Below are 22,515 nucleotides of genomic sequence, written 5' to 3'. Positions count from 1 at the left end.
GCAGGAGAACAGTCATGCGAACCCGTCCGCTCGGCCGCACCGGCATCCAGGTCAGTCCCTACGCGCTGGGCACGATGCTGCTCAACTCGTACGGCAACCCGGACCAGGACGAGTGCGTCCGCATCGTGCACCGCGCCCTTGACGCCGGCATCAACGTCGTCGACACCGCCGACGTCTACGGCCCCGACGGGGAGTCGGAGACGATCCTCGGGAAGGCCCTGCGCGGCCGCCGCGACGAGGTCGTGCTGGCCACCAAGTTCAACGGCGCCATGGGCACCGACCCCAACCAGCGCGGCAGCTCCCGCCGCTGGATCGTCTCCGCCGTCGAAGGATCGCTGCGCCGCCTCGGGGTCGACCACATCGACCTCCACCAGGTCCACCACCCCGAACCCGGCACCGACGTCGAGGAGACGCTCGCCGCGCTGACCGACCTGCTGCGAGCGGGCAAGGTCCGCGCCATCGGGCACTCCAACCTGCCCGCCGCGGAGATCGTCGAGGCCCAGTGGGTGGCCGAGCGGCGCGGGCTGGCCCGCTTCCGCTCGGAGCAGCCACACTACTCGATCCTCAACCGCGGGATCGAACGCGAGGTGCTCCCGGTGTGCGAGCGCTACGGACTGGGCGTCGTGGTGTGGAGCCCGCTGGCGATGGGCCTGCTCGGAGGCCGTCTGCGCAAGGGCAGCGCCGAGACCGCCTCGGCCGGCCGCCTGCACTGGGCCGGGAAGCACCTGACCGACGAACGCAAGCTCGACGCCGTCGAAGCACTCGCACAGGTCGCGGAGGAGGCCGGGGTGTCGTTGCCCCACCTCGCACTGGCCTTCGTGACCGCCCACCCCGCGGTCACGTCCGCGATCATCGGCCCGCGCACCCTGGACCAGCTCGACGACCTGATCGCGGGAGCCGACACCCTGCTCGGCGACGACGTGCTCGACCGCATCGACGAGATCGTGCCGCCGGGCACGGATGTGGGGCCCATGGACGTCGCCTACGTCACCCCGCCAGTCGCTCACCCTCATCTCCGCCGTCGCCCTGTTGCCACCCGCGCCGCACGGCAACGGTCTCCGCAGTGAAGGTCGACGTCGGACAACGCCGGGCTCGTCTCAGTGTCCGGCACCACCTGGCCACGGCCGCGACCACAGTCCAGGAGGCCATCGAGGGCGTCGTCGCGCTGCACGCCACCGATCCCGCGACGGTGTACCTCTCAGCGGCCGCACGGCTCATGCGCCCGGCCGTGGCGGAGGTCGAGCACGCGCTGTACCAGGAGCGCACCTGCTTGCGGCTGCTCGGGATGCGCCGCACGATGTTCGTGACAGGCCTTGAGACCGCGGCTCTGGTGCAGCACGGTTGTTCCGCCGACGTCGCGACGAAGCAACGGCGGCTGCTGGAGAAAGAACTCGGACAGCAGGGACACCCGGAGAACGTGTCGGAACCGGCGACGTGGCTGACCGAGGTCGAAACCGCCGTCGAGGCCGCCCTGCACAGGCTCGGGTCGGCGACAGCGACGCAACTGGCCGATGAAGAGCCACGGCTGCGCCAGCAACTGCGGATGTTCGAGGGCAAGCCGTACGAGGCGATCGGCAACGTCACCAGCCGGGTGTTGTTCCAGTTGGCCGCGGACGGCCGGATCGTCCGCGGCCGTCCACGCGGCACGTGGCTGAGCACGCAGTACGTCTGGCACCCCTTGCGGGACTGGGTTCCGGACGGCCTGCGGTCGTGGGAGCCCGACGCGGCGCGGACGGAGCTGGCACGGTTGTGGTTGCGCGCGTACGGTCCGGCGCCGGTGTCGGACCTGCGGTGGTGGACGGGCTGGACGGTCAGCCAGACCAGGAGCGCCCTGGCCGGGGTGGCGACGGCGGAGGTCGATCTGGCGGGCGTGCCGGGGCTGGTGCTGGCCGATGACCTGGACCCGGTGCCCGTGCCGGAGCCGTGGGCGGCGTTGCTGCCGAGCATGGACCCGACGTCGATGGGCTGGCAGGACCGCGACTGGTTCCTGGGTGAGCACCGGGCGGCGCTGTTCGACCGCGCGGGCAACATCGGCCCGACGGTCTGGGTGAACGGCCGCGTCGTGGGCGGCTGGGCGCAGCGCGCGAGCGGCGAGGTCGTGCACCGGCTGCTGGAAGACGTGTCGTCGGACGAACGGGAGCTGGTGGAGGAGGCAGCCGGCCGCTGTGCGACCTGGCTGGGCGGGGTCCGGGTGACACCGCGGATGCGCACTCCGCTGGAGCGCGAACCGGCGGCATGACCGCCGAGGACGTCTCGGCGGGGATCGGCTGCACGGCTCACCGCCGGGTGACGTCGACGACGAGCCGGGTGTGTCGACGGACCACGGCGCGCGCCTGGCGCTGAGGCTGCTCGGCCTCCCTGATCGCGTCCACCCGCAGCGCCAGCTGCCGGAACGCGACCTCAGCGGTCACGAGCCCCAACTCGGCTCCAGCGCACCGGTGCGCGCCCAGGCCGAACGACAGGACGTCGCGTGGCCCGGTGTCCGGCGTGAGGAACCGGTCCGCCACGAACGAGTCCGGATCACCGAACCTGCCGGGATCCCGGCCGAGCGCACCGAAGCACACGAGCACCACGCTGTCGCGGGCGACGGGGACACCGGCCAGTTCGGTGTCCTGCGCCGCGACCCTGACGCCGTACTGGACAGGAGGGTCGTACCGCAGTGCCTCCAGGACGAACGACCTCAGCAGTGCGTCGTCGTCGCGCAGACCCGGCAACAGGTCGTTGTGCGCCGCGAGCTGACGCAGGCCGCTGCCGAGCAGCGACGCGGTGGTCGCGGTGCCCGCGCCGAGCAGGAACACCAGGTTGCTGACGAGGTCCCGCTCGTCGATCTGGCTGTGCTCCCTGAGCGAACGGACGAGCGGAGCTTCGCTTCCCCGCTTCGCCAGGACCGTGTTCGTGATGTGGTCGACGAGGTGTGACGATGCCTCTTCGGCGGCTGCGAGCGCCTTGTCCGGCGGGTGCATCTCGTTGCGTTCCAGGAACCTGTCGAGCCAGCCGGCCACTCGTTCGCCGTCGTGCCGCGGCAGACCGAGCAGTTCGCCCATCACGGAGTCGGGAATGGTCGTGAACGACCGGGTGGCGTCCACCAGGCCGTCGCCCTCGCCGAACGGCGCTGTGCCGGCGCCGGCGTGCCGCGTGATCATCGGGCGCATCCGCTCGACCTGGTCGGGGGCGAAGAAGCGCGCGATGAGGCGGCGGGCGGGTTGGTTGTCGGGTGCGTTGCGGAAGAGCAGGCTGCGGTAGAGCAGATCGGTCGACGGGACCGTGTACCAGGTGGGCCACAGCCGGTCGGCGTAGTGGCGGTCGGGTACGGGGAAGAGCTTTGGGTTCACCAGGACGTCCGCGCACTCCCGGTAGCCGGTGACGAGCAGGCGCTGAGGGGTGATCGGCAGCACCGGCCAGTGTTCGACCAGCTCGCGGTAGTGGCGGTAGGGCGCGGTCCGCCCCTCGGGGGACAGCAGCCGCAGCAGCACGTCGTGAGGACTGGTCACGGCATGCCGTCCCGTCCGCTCAGCACGAGTCCGGACAGTGTCACGAGTGGACTGCCGTCGGCCGTGCCGGCGATGCCGTCGGCGACACCGTCCACATGCGTCACGTGCAGGTGGATGCCGTTCTTCGCCTGTGCTGCCAACGCGAGGTCGTTGTGCCCGGTGTGCAGCCTCAGCTCGGCGATCGAGTGGGGCGTCGCGTACCGGTGCGGGGTGTCGATGGCGCAGGCGGTCTGCAACAGGGCGTCGACGAGCAGCCACGGTGTCCGGTGCGCTGCGAAGAACTCGCCGTCCGGGAGCGGGGGTTCCCAGCGAGCCGAGGTCGTGCCGGTCGTGAACCTGAGGTCGCGAACCTGGTCGAACAGGCCCGACATGGACATCGTCGCCGGCGCGCGCCGGACGCTGAGCTGACGGGGCCGGGCAGGCGTGACGGTGCTGTCGGTGGTGCCGCCGACCGGAACCAGAACCTCGACGTGGTGGACACGGCGGCTGCGGTGTCCGGCCCTGAGGTGCGATCGGACGGTGACGCGCACGACGCCGGCATCCGGACCCGCGGGCGTGAACGACGCGGCCAGGGTGTACTCCGCAACCTGGGGGTCGACGGCGATGGGAGCCTCGAAGCGGACGTCCCGGAACCTGTCCACGACAGCGCCGCCGGTGAGGTGGCCGGTGACGGCGGCCGCGAGCTCCAGCACGAGCGCACCCGGCACGAGCGCGCGCGACTGCCGCACGTGGCCCCGCAGGTGGTCGTGCCGCGAGAGGTCAAGTCGCCAGACGGTGTCGTCCCGGTCGGTGTGGGACGGGCTGCCCACGTAGGGGAGTCCGGCGCCGTCGCCCACGAGGCCGGGGAACCGCGATCCCGCCAGCCGCCACTCCGCTTCGCCCAGCAGGACCGGTGCCGCGTGCCGCCCGAGGTGGTTCGCCGGCACCAGCGTGGTGAAGATCCGCTGTCCCTCGGCGTCGCTGATCAGGCCGAGCTGCCCGGTCTTCGCCGTGTAGTCGGTGAAACCGCTTCGTGGCCCCAGTCCGGACTCACCCCACAGGCTCCAGCCGATCGCGCACTCGGCGCCCGAGCTGCGGCCGGACTCGTACCGGGCGGCCGCGTTGAGCACGTCGTTGGCCGGTCCGTAGTCGATCTCGCCGGGCAGGCCGAACGCGCCGGCGACGGAGCTGAAGTGGCACCACGCGAGCGGTGCGGGGTCGCGGAACGCCGCCCTGAGGTTGTGGTAGCCCATGACCTTGGTGTCACGCACCCGCCGGAACGTCGAGAGGTCCTTGGCCCTCAGCCTGCGGGCGCCGCTGATCCCCGCGCCGTTCAGCACCAGGTCGATGCGGGGCGTCGTCGCGGTGATCACCGCCGCCGCGCGCCGGACCGCGGCGGGGTCCGTCACGTCGCACCCCAGGTAGTGCACCCGGTCCGCCCCGATCCGGTCGCGCAGGGCGGCGATGGTCGCACGCGCCTCCCGCGACCTGCGGCAACGGTCGTAGGTCGCCCGCAGGCCACCGATGTGGGCATCTGGGTCCTCGTGGCGCCTCCTGCGCACGTAGTCGGCGCTGCTCAGGTCACCGATCTCCGCGGACTCGGCAGCCATGGTGTCCGGTTCGGTGCTGCCGAGCAGCCACAGCACCGACGGCGGAGGGTTCATCGCCTCCAAGCACCGTGCGGTGATGCCACGTGCGCCGCCCACCGCGACCACGACGGGGCCGGTGACGGCTGGGTCCTCGACGGCAGGTGACGGCTCTTCGAGCGGGAGAAGTCGTTCCTCCCACCTGACCGCCGGGGCCGACCCGGTCCGGTAGTAGGCGACGGGCAGGCCTCTGCCGCACCCGGACTCCGCGCGAAGCCGTGCCAACGCGGCAGCGAGGCCGACGTCGTCGGTGACCACGGCGAGCACGTGCGCCGCCGGCAGCTCCCACGCGACCGACTTCGCCATCCCGGTCAGCAGCGCGCAGTGCGGATGTGGTGTTCCGCCGTCGAAACGGTCGAGCACGAGGAGCGCGACCGACGAGTTCTCGTGAGCCGGGTCGGCACGCTGTTTCAACGCGACGAAGGTCGCCTCCTGCAGGGCGAGAAGACCCGGACGTGGCGCGTCGGGCCACGCGGCACCGCGCAGGGACGTGATCACGCACAGCTGGTCGCTGACCGTTCCCGCCGAGGTGACGAGGTTCGTCACCGCCTCCTCGTCCCAGGTGGCCGCGGCGTCCGGCACGAGCACGACCGTCACCTCGTGCGCCGCGATGGCGCGCACCTGGTCCGCGATCTCCGCGTCGTCGGTGAGCACCAGCGCTCCGGCGGGCAGCGGATCGCGTTCGGGGAAGCGGGCCACAGCGGGACGTGGCACCAAGCGGAGGTCGTACGGCCGCACAGTCGTCTCCACCGCGTCCGTGGCCGTCATGGCAGCGGTGGGAGCACGTGGACGGTCGGGCCGGACTCCGCGGAGAACCGTTGGGGCAGGGTGTCCCGCACGACGCTCCGGATGACGTCGAGCACCCCGTCCGCGGCGAGGTAGCTCTTGCTCCGGCGTGGCGGTGCCGCCGCGGGTGCGGACGCCAGTTCGGTTCGCACCCGTGCGAGCACCTGCCAGCCGCGGGCGTCAGCGGTTTCGGGACGGGCGAGCGCCACCGCGAACGCACCCTCGGCGCTCTCCCCGCCCTCGCTGACGACCGAGCCGGTGCTGCCGAAGGCATCGGTGTTCCACGCCATCACCAGCGCGAGATCGATGTCGCCCCGGCGCAGGTAGCAGCCCGCGGTGTGCACGGCGGCGAGCCCTGACGCCGCTCCGGCGTCGACCATCATCGTCGGCCCGCGCAGGTTCCTCCGGTTGCTGATCCACCCGAGTGCGATGGACGACATGCGTCCCACCAGGCTGTACGGGCCGATGGCTCGGCTGCGGTCGTGGAGCTCTCGCAGGTACTGCTCCGCAGCCGCCTTCTCCTCGCCGTCCAACGTCGCCGCAAGCCCGTCACCCAGGCACCGCACGGTGGACTCGACAGCCGATCTGCTGACGCCGTACCGGGCGCCGAAGACACCCGTGCGTTCCTCAAGTCCCTGCCACCACGGTGTGTCGTCCCCCGATCCGGCCAGCCGGCCCGCCAGTTCGGCCGCGAGCAGCTGACTCATGTCCAGCTGAGCCGCGACCTTGGGCACGATCAACGAGCTCGCGAACGGAGGAAGCGGGTACGGGGCCTCGAACCGGGTCGTGTCGGCGGGATCGTCGCCTCGGGACAGCCGGTGCGCGACCGACTCGTCCTCCGGCTTGCCCGCCTGCAACGCGCTCCACCGCACCAGCACCAGCTCGTCGCAGGACGCGGGCGGAGCGGACCGCACGGCACGGGTCCGCGTGCCGGGCGGGCAGAGCAGCTGATGTCCGTTGATGCCACCGAGTCCACAGGCGAAGACCCCGACGAACGACCGTTCCTCCGCCGCCAGCGGCACCGGTGCCGACGGCACCCGGACGGAAAGGGAGCGGGCGTACTCCGGCAGCGACGCGTGGTTGGGCTGCCGGGGCACCGTCGACCGGTGCAGGCCGATCGCGGCCTGGATCAGCGAGACGATCCCGCAGGCCATGCCGGTGTGGCCGAGCATCGCCTTGTTCCCCGTGACCCACGGCGTGCCACCGGCGTGGGCGGCGGCGATGGAGCGCAACTCCGTCGCGTCCCCTGCGAGGGTCGCGGTCCCGTGCCCGATGATCCACGAGACCTCGGCGCCGGTGACGCCGTTGACGTCCCCGGCCCGCGTCATCGCGCGAGTCTGGCCCTCCTGGCTCGGTGCGAAGATCGCTTTGCTCTTGCCGTCGCACGCGGCGCCGAACCCGGCGAGCACCGCGAGCACCGTGTCGCCGTCCCGCAGGGCATCGCTCATCCGCTTGAGCGCGACGACGCCGGCGCCTTCGGAGAACACCGTGCCGTCCGCCGCCGCGTCGAAGGCGCGCAGCTGTCCCGTGCGCGACAGCGTGCCCATCTCGCCGAAGTACACCTGGCGCAACGGTCCGTGTGAGCTCACGCCACCGCAGAACGCGACGTCCACCTCGCCGTCCAGCAGGTGCCTGACGCCGAGGTCCACCGAGTACAGCGCCGACGGGCAGATGTTGTCGGAGACGAGCACGTGCGTGTCGGGAGGGAGCAGTCCCTTCGCGGCGCGGACGGCCTGGTGGTGGGGGAGGAACTCGGTGTGTCCGCGGTGCGCGCAGGGGTCCGCTTGCGCGAGCTTCCGCCTGATCGCGTCGCGCCGGTCTCCCGGCAGCCGTGCCGCGGTCTGGGCGGCGAGGGCGTCCGCGGCGAGCGCGAGGTCCATCTCGTAGCTCGTGTCCGTGGACGAGGCGAGGAACAGACCGGTGCGGCCGGTCGGACCGGGCGACGTGGTCGTGACGCATTGATGCAGCGCACGACGCAGCCAGGACACCTGGAGGTCGCCGGCGTCGTCCCCCGGCGCCGCCGGAACCTCGCCGAACCGGAGCTCGTACGGCTCACCCGTGTCGCTGTGGGTCAACCGCGCCAACGACTCGAGCCCGCGGAACCGGGCGGAGGGCCCGAACACGAGAGGGCCGTCCTGCGCGCGCCTCCACAACTCCTCGACGTCGTCGCAACCCGGCGTCACGACACCGGCGGCGACGACGCAGACCTGGTCGGCGTGCATCGGATCAAGCCGTTTCCCGCGCCGCACCGGCGTCCTTCAGCAGCTGGGCCACCGTGCGGACGGTGATGGTCGCGGGCGACTCGACCTGACCGAGCTCGACCGACCACCGCTGCTGGGCCTTGACCAGCACGAGGTGGTGCTGGAGGGAGTCCAGGCCGAACTCGGCTTCGAGGTCGACATCCGGGGTGACCATGTCCTCCGGGATCTCGAGCGCGGCAGCGTAGCTTTCGCGCAGGTAGGTGGTCACCACGTCGTCTGAGCTGGTCACGGCTGACTCCCTGGGGCTGGTGAGAAGAGTGGTCAACTGTCGGACATCGGTCTCGGTCACGCGTTTCCTGAACGGCGCCCACACCCGCGCCCTGCTGCCGAGGGTCTCGGAGACGAGCCGGGTCAGCGTGTCCTTCAGGCCGCATTCCACGAACTCCGCCACCCCCTCCGAGCTCAGCTCCGTGACGGCGTGGCAGAAGTCCAGCGGCCGCACCATCTGGAGCGCGGCGAGCAGGACAAGGTCGTCGTCGGCTCCCACCGCGCGCCCGAGCACAGGTGACCACACAGCCGTTTTCAGGGGCGCTGACCGGATTCCACGTACGGACTCCAGGTACCGTTCGAACGCGGGGCCGAGCGTGACGTGGTGCTGGGCGTAGGGGCCCGCGCGCAGTGCGGTCACCGTGGTGCCCTGCGCACGGGCGTGGTGCGCCAGCCGTTCGACCTCTTCCGCCGGGCCGGAGAGGATCACCTGCGTCGGGCTGTTCACCGCGGCGACCACGACGCTCCTGGCACCTGCCACGACCGCTGCCGCTTGGCAGGACGACAGCATGAACGCCGCGGTGGCGGCATCGGCGTTTGCGTGTGCCTGCAACGCTTTGGCGCGTTCGCACAACAGGCGGGCGCCGTCCTCGACGGTGATGCCCTCCGCGGCGACCATCGCGGTGATCTCACCGAGGCTGTGTCCGAGCAGGACGTCCGGGCGAAGCCCGAACTCCTCCAGGAGCACCCGGTGACAGCTCAGTTGTGCGTGGTAGGTCTGCATCTCGCTCAACGGGCTCCACGCCGTGGGCTCGGGCTCGCTCAAGACGGACGGCCACCCGAGGTCAGCCGTCACGGCGTCGATCCGGCTCGCGAGCTCGGCCGCGTGCCGTCGACCTGCTGCGTAGTGGGCGAACGGATCAGTGAAGAGCGATCCGAGGCCGGGAAAGACGAATGCGGTCTTCATGGAATCCCGTCATGTCGAACCTCTGCGCTGCTGTGCGGATCGAAGCTGACCTGTCCCGCTGGACGGTATGGCACCAGGACTTCGCCTTCCACGAGCCGTCCCATTCGATGGAACGACCCGTTCCGGCGTGCCTCACCGAACATCCGGATGGGCGTGCCGCTTGATGTGACCGTTCTGCATGACGAAGTCGACGTTCCCGGTGCAGCCGATGTCCTCGAAGGGGTTGCCGGGCATCGCGACGAGGTCGGCGAGCGCGCCGGGGCGGATGGTGCCGCGGTCGGGGGTGGCGAGCAGCGCGGCGGCTTCGGAGGTAGCGGCGCGGAGCGCGCGCAGCTCGCTGATGCCGTTGGAGACCATGGTGGGGAACTCGCGCCAGTTGTCGCGGTGGGGCAGGACGCTGGCGTCGGAGCCGAACGCGATCCGGGCCGCTGAGCCGGCGGGATGGGTGGCGCACTGGTGCAGGCGGTCGGCGTGCGTGCGGAAGGTGTCTCTGAGGTGGTCCGGCTTGTCAGTCCAGAAGTCGTCGTCGTCGAGGTGGCGCAGGCATTCGACGGTGACGAACTGGGTGGGGACGAGCCAGATGCCCTTGTCCGCGAGCACGGTGAGCGTGGAAGGGGTGGCGAGTGAGGCGTGTTCGACGGAGCGGACGCCGGCGTGGGCGGCGCGCAGGACGCCTTCGTCGTTGAACGCGTGGACAGCGGTGGGCATCCCGAGGTCGCGCGCGGTGGCGACGAGGGCGTCGACTTCCGCCTGGGAGTAGGTGACCAGTTCGGGGTCGTCGTGTTCGGAGCCGAACCCGCCGGTGCCGGCGAACTTGATCCAGTCCGCGCCCTGCCGTGCTTCGACGCGGACGGCCTGGACGACCTCGTCGACGCCGTCGGCGAGGGCGCCCAGTTCGACGCCGAAGCGTTCGCCCAACCCGGCGGACTTGTCGCCGTGGCCACCTCTGCCGGAGATGATGCGCGGCGCCACGATCATGCGCGGACCGTCGACGACCCCTTCGCGCTGCGCTTGCTTCAGGTCGACGGTGACGGACGGGGGTGCGCACCCGAGGTCGCGCACCGTCGTGAAGCCGTTGTGCAGCAGGGTCCGCAACGACGTCAGTGCCGCCAGGGTCTGCGCACTGACGGAGGTGTCGGGTGGCAGGTCGGGCACGACGTGGACGTGGCAGTCGATGAACCCCGGAACCAGGGTGCGATCGCCCAGGTCGACCACCTCCGCCCCCCGCGTCCGCGTCGGGCCGACCTCCTCCACGCGGCCTCCTGCGACGAGCACCGAGGTCCGCCCGGAAGGACGGTCGGCGATCCCGTCCCAGAACCGGTCGGCGACCACGATCAAGGGGTTCGTCGCGATTGACATCGATTGCCCTTCACTTTCACCGGTCGACTGGTCGCAGGGCCACTCTTTTGTGGGAATCTGCACCCGGAAAGCGCAGTCCCGGTGGACGTGTTGCTGCTGACCGTAGGCTCCTGCGCCTGTTCGAGTGACGGGTTTCCCTCCATTTCGATCTTACCAATGAATGAGGTGCTCCGTGGTGGATTAGCGGGCTTCCCGTGCGGGCATCACCAATTAAGGGAACTGTGCGGTTGAATTCCGAGCGAAATCGAATACGCGTGAATACCGTGGAGGACGACGGTGGAGGACACGACGGCCGGAGACCGGTCATTGATCTTGGGCGAGAATTCTCTCGACCCGCGAACGGTGGCAGAGGTCGCCTCCCGTGAGCTCCGCGGCGGGATACGGCTGTCCGACGGGGCGGCCGAGCGGGTCGACGGCAGCGCGGCGCTGCGCGGGGAACTGGTCGAGGCCGGACAACCCCTGTACGGGGTGACCACCGGTTTCGGTGACAGCGCGCGCCGGGTGGTGTCCGCGGACAAGGCGGTGGAGCTGCAGCTGGGCCTGGCCGAGTACCACTTGGCGGGGGTCGGTCCGCAGACCCCGCCGGAGGTGGTGCGGGCGGCGATGCTGATCCGGGCCAACTGCTTGGCCAAGGGCGCCTCCGGGGTCCGCCGCGGCCTGGTCGAGCTGCTGCTGTCCTGTCTGGAGAACGACCTGGTTCCCGTTGTGCCCCAACGCGGTTCGGTCGGCGCGAGCGGTGACCTGACGCCGTTGTGCTACATCGCGAACGTCCTGCTGGGCCGGGGCGAGGTGGTGGTCGGGGGTGAACGGCGACCGGCGTCCGAAGCGCTGCGGGAGTGCGGGTTGACGCCGTGGGAGCCGGAGCCCAAGGAGGTGCTGGCGCTGATCAACGGCACGTCGTTCTCCTCGGCCTTCGCGGTCGTCGCGCTGCAGCGCGCCACCCGCCTGGCCCACGCCGCCGAGGTGTGCACGGCGATGGCCTGCGAAGCCCTCGACGCCGACCGCAGCCACTACGACCCCGTGATCCACGAGCACAAGCCGCACCCTGGGCAGCGGGCGAGCGCTGAAGCCCTGCTGTCGCTGCTGGACCGGTCCGGCCTGGTCGAGGACCACCCCGCGTCCCTGGGCGATGACGACCGGGTCGACGGCGACTACGAGGAGCTGGACCAGCCGATCCAGGAGCCGTACAGCCTGCGGTGCGCCCCGCAGGTGATCGGGGTGCTGCGCGACACCCTCGACTGGGTCGGCCGCTGGCTGGAGGTGGAGATCAACTCGGTGGACGACAACCCGCTGTTCGACACGCGCACGGGCCAGGCCTACAGCGGCGGCAACTTCTACGCGGGCCACGTCGGCCAGGCGATGGACTCGCTCAAGGTGGTGACGGCGTCCATCGGAGACCTGCTGGACCGGCAGGTCGCGCTGCTGGTGGACGAGCAGTACAACCGCGACCTGACCCCGAACCTCATTCCCCGCGTGGACGACGACGACCCGCACGCCGGGCTGCGCCACGGTTTCAAAGCCGCCCAGATCACCTGCTCCGCCCTGGCGGCCGAAGCGCTGAAGAACACCATGCCCGCCACCGCCTTCTCCCGTTCCACCGAGTGCCACAACCAGGACAAGGTCAGCATGGGCACCATCGCCGCCCGCGACGCGCACACCGTGGTGGAGCTGGTGGAGAACATCGCCGCGGTCCACCTGCTGGCCTCCTGCCAGGCGTTGGACCTCCGCGGCGCCGACCGGGCCGCGCCCGCCACGAAAGCCGTGCGCGACCTCGTCCGCGAACACGTGCCGCCGGTCGAGGACGACCGCGGCGTGGGAGGTGACGTCAGCGTCGTCGCACGACTGCTGCGCACCGGGGCCGTCATGCGGACCGGTGAGCGGTGAACGCCGGCCACAGCGCTCTCGGCGCGTCGACCGGCCTGCCGGAGGGCACCGGCGTGACGATGGGCGTGGAGGAGGAGTTCCTCCTGGTGAGCCGCGGTTCCCGGCTGCCGGTCGGCGACGCCGCAGCGGTGCTGGCCGGTGTGCCTCCCGCGGACCTGCCCGGTGAGAGCCGCGTGGTGCACGAGCTGTGGGACACCCAGGTCGAGGCGACCACCGGAATCTGCTCCGACCTCGCGCAGGTGCGCGACGAGCTCACCCGCAACCGCGCCGCGCTGCGACGGTCGGCCCGGTCACTGGGCCTGGAGCTGGTGCCCTCGGGACACCCGCTGTTCGGCGCCGAGACCGCGCCTCCCCGGTGCGACGGCCACTACGGGTGGATGAGCGAGACCTACGCCGGGGCCCTGGCCGACCAGGAGATCTGCGGCTGCCACGTCCACATCGGGCTCGGCGACCGCGAGATCGGCGTCGCCGTGCTCAACCACCTGGCACCGTGGTTGCCGACGCTGCTGGCGCTCACCGCCAACTCACCCTTCCGGCGAGGCCGGGACAGCGGGTTCCACAGCTGGCGGATGATGGTGCTGACCCGCCTGCCGGCCTCCGGCATCCCGCCGTGGTTCGGTTCGACCGCCGAGTACGACGCCGACCTGGCCCGCCTGCGGGAGTGCGGGCTGCTGCCCCCCGACCACGGCGGCCTGCGCCTGGCCCGCCTGTCCGACCACCTGCCCACCGTGGAGGTCAGGGTCGCCGACACCACGGCCACGACCGACGAGGCGGTGCTCCACGCTGCTCTGGTCCGCGGTCTCGTGCGCACCGCGCTGGGCGAGCTGGACGCCGGCCGGGAGGCCCGCCGCCTCGGGGACACCGTGCTGGGCGACGCGTTGTGGGCGGCCGCTCGACACGGCCTCGACGGCCCGGCCGTGGACCCGTGGAGCGGCACGCGCACAGCACCGGGCGCGATGGTGTCCCGCCTGTTCCGGCACGTCGAGGACGCACTGGCCGCGACCGGTGACCTCGACGAGGTGCGCACGCTGCTCCACGCGGTGCTCACCGGCGGCAACGGGGCCATGCGGCAGCGCCTGGCCGCTGTTCTGCACGGCGTGCCCGGCGCGCTCGACCTGCTCGTCCGGGACGCGGAAGGTGGGACACCGCCACCGGCCGGACCGGTGACACCACTCAGGAGGTGAGCGACGTGAACGACGCCCTGCTCGGAAAGCACCTGATCTACACCTACGACAGCGGATGGCGGTACGAGTTGTACGTCAAGAACGCCACCGGCATCGACTACCGCATCCACAGCGGGCCTGTCGGCGGCCGGTGGGTCAAGGACCAGGCCGTCCACATCACCCGCCTCGACTCCGGCGCCCACACCGTGTCCTGGACCGAACCCACCGGCACCTCGGTCGCCCTGGTCGTCGACCTGGAGCACCGCCAGTTGCACGGCGCGATCTTCTTCCCCCGCTGGGTGTGGGACGACCCCGCCGAGACCGCGTGCTTCCAGAACGACCACCTCGACCGGATGACCGCCCTCCGCGACGCCGGACCCACCTACCCGGTCGAGGTGGTCGACGAGGCCGCGCGGATCACCTTCGTCGACCAGCGGGACACCGACGACGACACCGTGATCGACCGCGCACCCGAGGACCTGCCCGACGGGTACGCCGACCGCACGCGGTGAACCGGCCGGCTCAGGCGCGCTGACCGGTCAGGTCCGCGCAGAGCTGGTCGATGAGCTCGGTGGTGACGTGGGGCATGACGGACAGGTGCGCGCGCCCGTCCACGTCGAGCAGGTGCCAGGCGCTCATCGCCTCGTCCTCGGGACGGTCGAACAGCACGACGTTGCCGCCGGGGAAGCGGGTCGGGTTGAGCCCCGCTTCCCCCAGGCGCCGGACCGCGTGCTCGGTGACCTCCAGGCAGTGCCGGACCCGTTCGGCGAGCCCGTCGCGTCCCAGTCCGCGCAAGGCGTACCACAGCAGCAACGGCGACAGCGCGTCCCGGGACCCGCCGATCGTGTCGTCGTCGCTGCCCACCGCCACTCCCGGCCTGCGGATCGCGTCCGCGTCCACCTCGCGCACGAGGACCGCACTGCTGGGCAGGGGCGACCCGATGATCTTGTGGCCGCTGATCGACACGCTGTCTGCGCCGTCGGGGAACGACCAGGGGCGGCGTGGTCGACCGAACTCGGCGAGCGGCCCGCCGAACGCCGCGTCGGAGTGGACGAACACCCGGTCCACCCCCGCGTCGGAGGCGGCCCGCCGGATGCCGGGGATGTCGTCGACAGCGCTCCTGCCGGTGGTGCCGATGGTGGCGACCACGACCGCCGGCACGCCTCTGCTGCCGATCTCGTGCCCGAGCGCGGCGAGATCCAGCACGCCGCGCTCGTCGACGTCCACCGCCACGTAGGGCATGCGCAGGAGCTTCGCGATCTTCGGCATGGAGTAGTGCGCCTCGCGCGAGGCGAACAGCACGCCGTCCGGGTACCGCTCACGCGCCACGTAGGCCGCGAACAGGTTCGCCTCCGTCCCGCCGTGCGCCAGGTGACCGAACACCTCGTCCGGTGACCCGCCGGCGAGCTCGACGAAGAACGTCATCACCGCCTGTTCGAACGGCTTGGTGTCGAGCCCGTACTCGCTCGCCTGGTCAGGGCTGCCCGCGTTGTTGAGGTGCATCGACAGGAACGGGGCCAACGGGCCGTAGTCGAACTCCAGGTTGACCGGAAAACCGGTCATGTGCCGGGAACGCTCTTGGACCGAGGCCGCGAAGCGCTGCAACAGTTCGACGTCCGCGCCTCGGCGGGCGTCGCCGTGCACCGGGATCCGCAGTTCTTCCGGTGAGAACACGAAGACCACCTATTGGGCAGGAGCACCGTCGTCACCGCCGTGCTGCCCGCGCTCGCCCTGCGGCGGCAGACGATGTCGTTTCCGACATGGACCGTGTTCCATCATGCCGGGCAGACGACGGCCACCGTCAGCGCGAAACAGGTGAAATTCGATCCGCCCGTTCACGGACGCGGCTTCACACACCTGCGGCGCCGCGGCGAGGAATGGGCGACCCGTTGCTCCTCGCGGGTGAACCGCTGACCAGGCACTGTCCCAGCCGGGGTGTCCACTTCTGGTCCGAGCCGTTCCGCGCCCTTCTTCGTTCGCGATCGAGGTGGGATCTCGACTTTCGCCGGAAATTGGAATAGATCGACACCGGGGTGCGAGCTTCACCTAATCGAACCTGTTGTTCCCAGTGTGTTCCGAGTACGAATGAACACCGCCACTTGCAATCTTTGGAGGATTCATGTCACCTGTCGACTCAGCCGGCCGCTCGTTCACCCGAAGAGGGCTGGCAGCAGCGGCGCTGACAGCGTTGTTGCTGCCGTTGACCGCGCCGGCGCCCGCTCACGCGGCCTTGGTCAACACCTACACCAACCCCGGCAACTTCACCTTCACCGTGCCGGCCGGGGTCACCGCCGTCACCGTGCACGTCGTCGGGGCAGGCGGCGGGGGCGGTGGCAGTGGTTGGGGGTTCTTCCCCGTGCCCGGACCCGGTGGTGGCGGCGGCGGAGGCGGGGCGAACGCGACCTGCACGCTGGCCGTCACCGCGGGTGCCGTCCTGAAGATCTCGGTCGGTGCGGGGGGCACCGGAGGCGGTCCGCGCGAGGGCGTCTACCAGGCCAAGGCCGGCGCGTCCGGCGGGAGCTCCGGCATCACCATCGGCACGACCGTGCGGGCCAACGGTGGCGGCGGTCAAGGCGGGCAAGGTTCCCTCGGCGACAACACCGGCGGGGTCGGGGGCAACGGGAGCAGCTCGGCGAGCTGCAGCGGCACGGTGGTCACCACAACCCCCGGCGCTGCTGGAGCCACCGGAGGCAACGGTGTGCTGAGCAGCGGCGGAGGTCCAGGCGGTGCGCCCGGTTCGACGGTGCCCGCCGAATGCGCGGCCGGCACCGGACGAGGGGGCAACGGCGCCAACGGCGGTGTGTTCAACGGGTTCACCGGCGACGTCGGCAGCAACGGCTGCGTCGTCCTCAGGTACTGATCCGGCTCTGTCCGGACGAGGCCGCTGACCCTTCCTCCTCGCCGGTGTGGGGTCAGTGGCAGACCTGACTGATCAGGTCCGGTGCGGTAGGCAGGTGCCTGAGAGTTGAGCTCCGTGCCGCCGCCTGCGCCCACTCGGTCGGACAGCTCGGGCGAACACCGCAGTGCCTCGTTTGTCGCAACGCCAGCCTGTTGACTGCGGGTAATCGCCCGAGAACACTGGGTCTTCACGAGGTGAGGAGTGGTCTGGTGAAACTGCTGAAGAGGATTGTCCGTCGTCGCTTCGCCAAGCCCGGTTACTACGCCTACCCGGCGGTGTGATCCGATCCTGTTTCCGGGCCGCCCGCTCGGGCGGCCCGGACCGGGAGCCGTCCGCGTGAGAGACCCGCGGCAGGCGTTGACCGCCGTGGCGCGGTCCGAGGGTGGCGTGGTCGAGTTGCGGCCCGGTACGTGGCTGGTGACCGATCCCGCCACCACCGAGCGCCTGCTGGCGAGCCGGCACGCCCTGACCGCCAGGACCGAGCGGGGCGCGGCTGTCATCTCCTGGGGCGAGGACGGCCTGGAGCGGTGGATGGCGGCTCGCCGCGCCATGCGCCCAGGACTGACAGCGGCTGCCGCTGCCCGGTTCGAGCCGACCACCGGCTGGTACGCCCGACGGGCCGTCACCGGGTGGGCGTCGATGACGAGCATCGACGCAATGGCCGAAGCCACCCGCCTGATGGCGGCGGTCAACACCCACTACGTCCTGGGTGAACCGGCCCCGGTCATCACCGCCCTCGTCGGGAACGAGCTGTCGACCGCGCAGCGGACCCGTTTCCCCGTGTCCCGCCGGTTGCCGCGCAGGCAGCTCGCCACGTACACCGCCCTGCGCACCCACCTGCGCGACCGAACGCCGGCCAGAGGACTCGTCGCTGACCTGGCCGCCGCGGGACTGGACGAGCGGAGCACCACGCTGGCGGTGCGGGCCATGCTGCTGTCCAGCCACCACGTTCCCGCCGCCGCCTTGGCGTGGGCGCTGCACGAGCTGTCGCGGTGTCCCGATCTCCAGCGGAAGATCCGCGACGAGGCCACCGCACTTCCGGACCCTGGCGCCGCTGACCTGCCCCTGTGCCGGGCGGTCGTCAGGGAAACCCTGCGCCTGCACCCGCCGATCTGGCAGCTGCGGCGCGTCCTGGACGCCCCCGTCCCCGGCTTCCCGGCCGGCGCCGAGGTGCTGTTCAGCCCGTACCTCAACCACCGCGACCCGGCAGTCCACCTCGACCCGGACCGGTTCGACCCCCACCGGTGGACCTCCGCTCCGCGCCCTTCCCCTGGCTCCTACCTGCCCTTCGGGCTGGGGCACCGCTTCTGCCCCGGCTCCCACCTGGCCACCGCCGAACTCACCGTCGTCCTCGCCGCGGTCCTCGCAGGTCACCACGTCCTGCCGCGCCAGACGCCCAAGCCGCTGCGAGGTGTCCTGAACGCACCGCACCGCCTGCGTGTGGCCCTGGTTCCGCGTCCCCGGTGAATCGGTGTTGTCGAAGTTCTTGGTCGCCTGTCCTCCTGCTCACGCGGACGATGACCGGAGAGCGCTCTCCCAAACAGCGTCCCGCTGGGCGCCGGGAAGTGTCAAGAGGGCTCGTTGACATCGCTGACCTGCGTTCGTAACATTCGTCGGCAGGGGCTGTGAGAGCGCTCTCCCGCATCTCTCATCCCCAGTCGACCCTGCAGGAGACGCAATGTCCCGCCTCCGCTCCATCGGCACAGTCATCGCCGTACTCGTAGGACTCGCAGTAGTGCCGGGCCCGGTCAGCGCCGCGCCCTCACTGCTGTCCCAGGGAAAACCCGCCACCGCCTCGTCGACGGAGGGCGCGGGCACCCCGGCATCCGCTGCTGTCGACGGTGACGCCGGCACCCGCTGGTCCAGCGCGTGGAGCGACCCGCAGTGGCTGCGGGTCGACCTCGGCGCGTCCTCGTCCATCACCCGCGTCGAGCTCGACTGGGAGGGTGCCTACGCCACGGCGTTCGAGATCCAGGTCTCCGCCACCGGTGACGCGTGGACGCCGGTCCGCTCGGTCACCGGTGGCACCGGCGGCCGGCAGGGCTTCGACGTCAGCGGCACCGGCCGGTACGTCCGGGTCCACTCGACACAGCGCGCCAACGGTTACGGCGTCTCGCTGTGGGAGTTCCGGGTGTTCGGCGAGCAGGGTTCCACCCCGCAGCCGGGCACCGGGGTGCGGGTGACCGGCTCGCAGGGCAACTGGCAGCTCACCGTGGACGGCCGGCCGTGGACGGTGAAGGGCCTGACGTGGGGCCCGCCCGCCGCGGACGCCGCGCGGTACATGCCGGAGCTGAAGTCCATGGGCGCCAACACGTTGCGCACCTGGGGCACGGACGCCTCCACCCGCCCGCTGCTGGACGCGGCGGCGGCGAACGGGCTGCGCGTGATCAACGGCTTCTGGTTGCAGCCCGGTGGCGGTCCCGGTTCTGGCGGCTGCGTCAACTACGTGACCGACGCGCAGTACAAGGCGGACACGCTCGGCCAGATCCGGCAGTGGGTCACGACCTACCGGGACCACCCCGGCGTGCTGATGTGGAACGTGGGCAACGAGTCCATCCTCGGGCTGCAGAACTGCTACTCCGGCGCCGAGCTGGAGAACCAGCGCGTTGCTTACGCCAAGTACGTCAACGAGGCCGCCCGCGCGATCCACGCGATCGACGCCAACCACCCGGTGACCAACACCGACGCCTGGACCGGTGCGTGGGTGTACCTGAAGGCCCACGCACCCGACCTCGACCTGTACGCGGTCAACTCCTACGGCAACGTCTGCAAGGTGCGGCAGGACTGGGTCGGCGGCGGCTACACCAAGCCGTACATCCTCACCGAGGCCGGCCCGGCCGGTGAGTGGGAGGTCCCCAACGACGCCAACGGCGTTCCGGCCGAGCCCACGGACGTCCAGAAGCGCGACGGCTACACCCAGGCGTGGAACTGCATCACCGGCCACACCGGCGTTTCCTTCGGCGGCACGCTGTTCCACTACGGCACCGAGTACGACTTCGGCGCCGTGTGGTTCAACCTGACCCCGGCGGGCAAGAAGCGGCTGTCGTTCTACTCGGTGCAGCGCGCGTTCGGCGGTGCGACGCCGGCGAACACCCCGCCAGTGGTCTCCGCGATGACCGTCCCGCAGACCGTCGCCGCCGGTGCGCCGCTCACGATCGACGTCGCGGCGTCGGACCCCGACGGGGACGGCATCGCCTGGTCTGCGGCGTTCAACAGCAAGTACGTCGACAACAGCGGCGGCCTCGCGAACGCGCCGGTGCGGGTGAACGGCAACCGGCTGACCGTGACCGCACCCGACCGGCTCGGCGTGTGGAAGGTCTACGTGATCGCCGAGGACGGTCGCGGCAACATCGGCATCGAGACGAGGTCCGTCCGGGTCGTGGCACCGCAGCCCGCCGGGGTGGACGTCGCGCGGGGCAAGGCGGTCACCGCGTCGTCGTACCAGCAGGTCGGTGACGGCGCCCCGTTCCCACCGGCCAACGCCGTCGACGGCAACGGCGCGACCCGCTGGGCCACCGACTGGGCCGACCCGCAGTGGCTGCGCGTCGACCTCGGCGCGGTGACGACGTTCCAGCACGTGCAGCTGGTGTGGGAGGGCGCGTTCGGCCGGGCGTACGAGGTCCAGGTGTCCGACGACGGCACGAACTGGCGTTCGGTGTACGGCACGACCACCGGCAACGGCGGCGTGGACTCGATCGACGTCACCGCGACCGGGCGGTACGTGCGGCTGTACGCCACCCAACGCGGAACCGGCTGGGGTTACTCGCTCTACGAGCTGGGCGTCTACCGCAGGTGATGCCCGGCGCACCGAACCGGCCCACGGCACCACGTGATCCGGTTAAGGTGCCGGAATGGCGGAGAGCGGATTCGTCGAGATCCACGGGGCCAACCGGGGCAACAACGTGTTCCTGCACCTGTTCGCCGTGGCGTTGATGCTCACCGGACCGATCGTCTACGCGGCCAACGACGGCGGCACCGTCGGCATCGTGCTCACCGCGGTGCTGGTGCCGCTGGGCATCTCCGTGTGGCGCGGGATCGGGCGGGCCAAGCGGCGGCTGCTGCGACTGGACGAGGTGGGTCTGCCCGCGACCGCCCACGTGCTGACCATGGAGCCGGTCAGCGAGGACGCCACGGTCCGCGTCCGGCTCTGGATCAGCGGCCCCGATGTGCCCGGCTTCGTGGCCGAACACGACGCCAGGTACGACCCGAGGCTGCGGCCGGGCAACGAGCTGGTCGCGACGGTCGACCCCGACGACCACCACGACTTCGAGCTTGACTACTAGGGCTGGGCACGGCCGGAAGCACAGCGGAATGGCATTATTGAAAGCGCTAATACTATTTTCCGCCCTTTGCGGCTTGACGCTCTCGCTGATCTCGTGACCTGCGAGAAATAAATATTATCGTCTGGACGTCCCTCTTTTGGTCGAGCACTCTGCTGTGCACACCCGGCGCGCCGCCCGCCGTCCGTCGAGAACAGCCGAGGAGAGACGATGAACGGTTGCACCGCCGCCCTCAAGCTGGCATCGGTCGTGGCCCTGGCGGCCGGTCTGGTCGTGACCGCGCCCGTCGCGCACGCCGCACCCGATCCCGGTCAGCTGGCTGACGTCCTCGCAGACCGGCTCGGAGCCGCGAGCGCCGGGTCCTACGTGGACGGGGGAGGAAGACTCGTCGTCACGGTGACCGACCGGGCCGCGGCGGACACCGTCACCGCGACCGGTGCGCGTGCCGAGATGGTCAAGCACAGCGCGGCGACTCTCGGTGTCAGCGCCGCCGTCCTGGACCGCACGGCGCGGATTCCCGGCACCTCCTGGGGGATCGACCCCGCGACCAACCAGGTCGTGGTGTCCGCCGACGCGACCGTCACCGGCTCCGCGCTCGCCCGGCTGAGGTCCGTGGTCGGCGGTCTCGGCGACACGGCGCGGCTGGAGCAGGTCGGCGGCTCGTTCCGGCCCACCATCACCGGCGGTGACGCCATCCTCGGCGGCGGCGTGCGGTGCTCGCTCGGGTTCAACGTCAAGACGCCCGGCACCAGCACCGCCTACCTGCTGACCGCCGGTCACTGCGGCAACCTCACGTCCACCTGGAGCACCTCCGGCGGTCAGGTCGTCGCGTCCCGCACGGGAACCAGCTTCCCCGGCAACGACTACGCCCTGTTCCGCTACACCAGCGGCATCAGCCGGCCCGGCTCGGTCAACCTGTACAACGGCTCCCAGCGCGACATCGCCCGCGCCGGCGACCCCGTGGTGGGGCAGACCGTCGGCCGCAGCGGCAGCACCACCGGGTTCCACCGGGGCAAGGTCACCGGCCTGAACGTCACGGTGAACTACGCGGACGGCACCACCGTGACCGGCATGATCGCGACGACGGTCTGCGTCGAGGGCGGTGACAGCGGGGGACCGCTGTTCGCCGACAACACCGCACTCGGCCTGACCTCGGGCGGCAGCGGCAACTGCGCCAGCGGCGGCCGGTCGTTCTACCAGCCCGTCACCGAAGCCCTCCGTGCCTACGGCGTGGCGATCTACTGACGTCCGCCGTCACTCCACAATGGATTCTTCAGCGTCGAGGAGCGTTCCATGACAGTCAACCGTCGCCGTCTTCTGCTGGGCAGTGCGGCTCTGCTGGCGGGCACCGCGGGTGCGACCGGTGCGGCCGGTACCGCCGCCGCGGCGCCGGCGGGGTTTCCCGACTACCGCTACCGCAGGCTCGCGCTGGTCAAGAGCAAGCTGCGGTACAACCCGACCGGTGAGCTGATCTTCCCGACGATCCGGGGCACGAAGGACCGCATCCCCGGCGCCAGGGCGGCCTACTACCTGTACTACGCGCCGCACGACGCACCGGGCGGGATCTGCCTGGCCTATGCCAACACCCTCGAC

Annotated in this window: 17 protein-coding genes and 1 pseudogene; 12 read left to right on the top strand and 6 right to left on the bottom strand. The window is 71.1% G+C overall.

Annotation, left to right across the window (positions count from 1 at the left end):
- Positions 1–14 precede the first annotated feature (14 nt).
- Positions 15–1,067, top strand: a complete 1,053-nt coding sequence (locus tag ACZ7CH_RS38200; RefSeq protein ID WP_470376170.1) for an aldo/keto reductase — start codon at positions 15–17, stop codon at positions 1,065–1,067.
- Positions 1,064–2,239 carry a winged helix DNA-binding domain-containing protein gene (locus ACZ7CH_RS38195; RefSeq protein WP_470376169.1) on the top strand — a complete coding sequence of 392 codons (1,176 nt, stop codon included), beginning with the start codon at positions 1,064–1,066 and terminating at the stop codon, positions 2,237–2,239. Before ACZ7CH_RS38200 ends, ACZ7CH_RS38195 begins: the two co-directional genes overlap by 4 nt.
- 37 nt (positions 2,240–2,276) lie before the next feature.
- On the opposite strand, the gene ACZ7CH_RS38190 is transcribed toward ACZ7CH_RS38195, so the two are convergent.
- From ACZ7CH_RS38190 to ACZ7CH_RS38170, 5 genes are all read right to left on the bottom strand, one after another.
- Complete coding sequence (locus ACZ7CH_RS38190; RefSeq protein WP_470376168.1) at positions 2,277–3,491, bottom strand: cytochrome P450; 1,215 nt, start codon at positions 3,489–3,491, stop codon at positions 2,277–2,279.
- Complete coding sequence (locus ACZ7CH_RS38185) at positions 3,488–5,884, bottom strand: SDR family NAD(P)-dependent oxidoreductase (RefSeq protein WP_470376167.1); 2,397 nt, start codon at positions 5,882–5,884, stop codon at positions 3,488–3,490. Before ACZ7CH_RS38185 ends, ACZ7CH_RS38190 begins: the two co-directional genes overlap by 4 nt.
- Positions 5,881–8,124 carry a beta-ketoacyl synthase N-terminal-like domain-containing protein gene (locus ACZ7CH_RS38180; protein ID WP_470376166.1) on the bottom strand — a complete coding sequence of 748 codons (2,244 nt, stop codon included), beginning with the start codon at positions 8,122–8,124 and terminating at the stop codon, positions 5,881–5,883. The genes ACZ7CH_RS38185 and ACZ7CH_RS38180 overlap by 4 nt, the downstream gene beginning before the upstream one ends.
- A 4-nt stretch (positions 8,125–8,128) precedes the next feature.
- Complete coding sequence (locus tag ACZ7CH_RS38175; protein ID WP_470376165.1) at positions 8,129–9,337, bottom strand: acyltransferase domain-containing protein; 1,209 nt, start codon at positions 9,335–9,337, stop codon at positions 8,129–8,131.
- Between the two features lie 132 nt (positions 9,338–9,469).
- Positions 9,470–10,696: a metal-dependent hydrolase family protein gene (locus ACZ7CH_RS38170; protein WP_458432089.1), complete on the bottom strand. Its 1,227-nt coding sequence runs from the start codon at positions 10,694–10,696 to the stop codon at positions 9,470–9,472.
- Positions 10,697–11,038: 342 nt separating this feature from the next.
- Between ACZ7CH_RS38170 and ACZ7CH_RS38165 the strand changes: the two genes are divergently transcribed.
- From ACZ7CH_RS38165 to ACZ7CH_RS38155, 3 genes are read left to right on the top strand one after another with little or no spacing between them, the layout of a single operon-like run.
- The gene (locus ACZ7CH_RS38165) at positions 11,039–12,580 is read left to right on the top strand and encodes an HAL/PAL/TAL family ammonia-lyase (RefSeq protein WP_470376164.1); all 1,542 of its coding nucleotides are present in this window, start codon (positions 11,039–11,041) and stop codon (positions 12,578–12,580) included.
- The gene (locus ACZ7CH_RS38160) at positions 12,577–13,764 is read left to right on the top strand and encodes a carboxylate-amine ligase (RefSeq protein WP_360388420.1); all 1,188 of its coding nucleotides are present in this window, start codon (positions 12,577–12,579) and stop codon (positions 13,762–13,764) included. Before ACZ7CH_RS38165 ends, ACZ7CH_RS38160 begins: the two co-directional genes overlap by 4 nt.
- Before the next feature lie 5 nt (positions 13,765–13,769).
- A complete protein-coding gene (locus ACZ7CH_RS38155) occupies positions 13,770–14,255 on the top strand; it encodes a phenolic acid decarboxylase (RefSeq protein WP_360388417.1) in 486 nt (161 codons plus the stop codon).
- Between the two features lie 10 nt (positions 14,256–14,265).
- Here the strand turns inward: ACZ7CH_RS38155 and ACZ7CH_RS38150 are convergent, their stop codons facing one another.
- On the bottom strand, positions 14,266–15,417 hold the full coding sequence (locus tag ACZ7CH_RS38150) for a histidine decarboxylase (protein WP_458432093.1): 1,152 nt from the start codon (positions 15,415–15,417) through the stop codon (positions 14,266–14,268).
- Positions 15,418–15,456: 39 nt separating this feature from the next.
- Between ACZ7CH_RS38150 and ACZ7CH_RS38145 the strand changes: the two genes are divergently transcribed.
- The 7 genes and pseudogenes from ACZ7CH_RS38145 to ACZ7CH_RS38115 all read left to right on the top strand — a co-directional run.
- Positions 15,457–15,657, top strand: a complete 201-nt coding sequence (locus ACZ7CH_RS38145; protein ID WP_470371969.1) for a hypothetical protein — start codon at positions 15,457–15,459, stop codon at positions 15,655–15,657.
- A gap of 205 nt (positions 15,658–15,862) precedes the next feature.
- Positions 15,863–16,603 carry a glycine-rich domain-containing protein gene (locus ACZ7CH_RS38140; protein WP_360388410.1) on the top strand — a complete coding sequence of 247 codons (741 nt, stop codon included), beginning with the start codon at positions 15,863–15,865 and terminating at the stop codon, positions 16,601–16,603.
- Positions 16,604–16,978: 375 nt separating this feature from the next.
- On the top strand, positions 16,979–18,109 hold the full coding sequence (locus tag ACZ7CH_RS38135) for a cytochrome P450 (RefSeq protein ID WP_470376163.1): 1,131 nt from the start codon (positions 16,979–16,981) through the stop codon (positions 18,107–18,109).
- Positions 18,110–18,320: 211 nt separating this feature from the next.
- Entirely contained in the window at positions 18,321–20,438 is a 2,118-nt protein-coding gene (locus ACZ7CH_RS38130; RefSeq protein ID WP_470376162.1) for a discoidin domain-containing protein, read from the top strand.
- A 55-nt stretch (positions 20,439–20,493) separates the two neighbouring features.
- Entirely contained in the window at positions 20,494–20,925 is a 432-nt protein-coding gene (locus ACZ7CH_RS38125) for a hypothetical protein (RefSeq protein WP_470376161.1), read from the top strand.
- A gap of 207 nt (positions 20,926–21,132) precedes the next feature.
- A complete protein-coding gene (locus ACZ7CH_RS38120; protein ID WP_470376160.1) occupies positions 21,133–22,167 on the top strand; it encodes a S1 family peptidase in 1,035 nt (344 codons plus the stop codon).
- A 48-nt stretch (positions 22,168–22,215) separates the two neighbouring features.
- Positions 22,216–22,515: pseudogene (locus ACZ7CH_RS38115) on the top strand (hypothetical protein); the annotation flags it as partial.

It is taken from the genome of Lentzea sp. NPDC037011, from assembly GCF_055607425.1.
The sequence above is the reverse complement of the archived record's forward strand: the minus strand, read 5'-3'. Positions and strand labels throughout refer to the sequence as shown.

Coding starts and splice junctions, on each gene's coding strand:
- ACZ7CH_RS38180 (WP_470376166.1), bottom strand. CDS start 8,124: ATGCACGCCGACCAGGTCTGCGTCGTCGCCGCCGGTGTCGTGACGCCG.
- ACZ7CH_RS38130 (WP_470376162.1), top strand. CDS start 18,321: ATGTCCCGCCTCCGCTCCATCGGCACAGTCATCGCCGTACTCGTAGGA.
- ACZ7CH_RS38200 (WP_470376170.1), top strand. CDS start 15: ATGCGAACCCGTCCGCTCGGCCGCACCGGCATCCAGGTCAGTCCCTAC.
- ACZ7CH_RS38140 (WP_360388410.1), top strand. CDS start 15,863: ATGTCACCTGTCGACTCAGCCGGCCGCTCGTTCACCCGAAGAGGGCTG.
- ACZ7CH_RS38185 (WP_470376167.1), bottom strand. CDS start 5,884: ATGACGGCCACGGACGCGGTGGAGACGACTGTGCGGCCGTACGACCTC.
- ACZ7CH_RS38120 (WP_470376160.1), top strand. CDS start 21,133: ATGAACGGTTGCACCGCCGCCCTCAAGCTGGCATCGGTCGTGGCCCTG.
- ACZ7CH_RS38125 (WP_470376161.1), top strand. CDS start 20,494: ATGGCGGAGAGCGGATTCGTCGAGATCCACGGGGCCAACCGGGGCAAC.
- ACZ7CH_RS38175 (WP_470376165.1), bottom strand. CDS start 9,337: ATGAAGACCGCATTCGTCTTTCCCGGCCTCGGATCGCTCTTCACTGAT.
- ACZ7CH_RS38170 (WP_458432089.1), bottom strand. CDS start 10,696: ATGTCAATCGCGACGAACCCCTTGATCGTGGTCGCCGACCGGTTCTGG.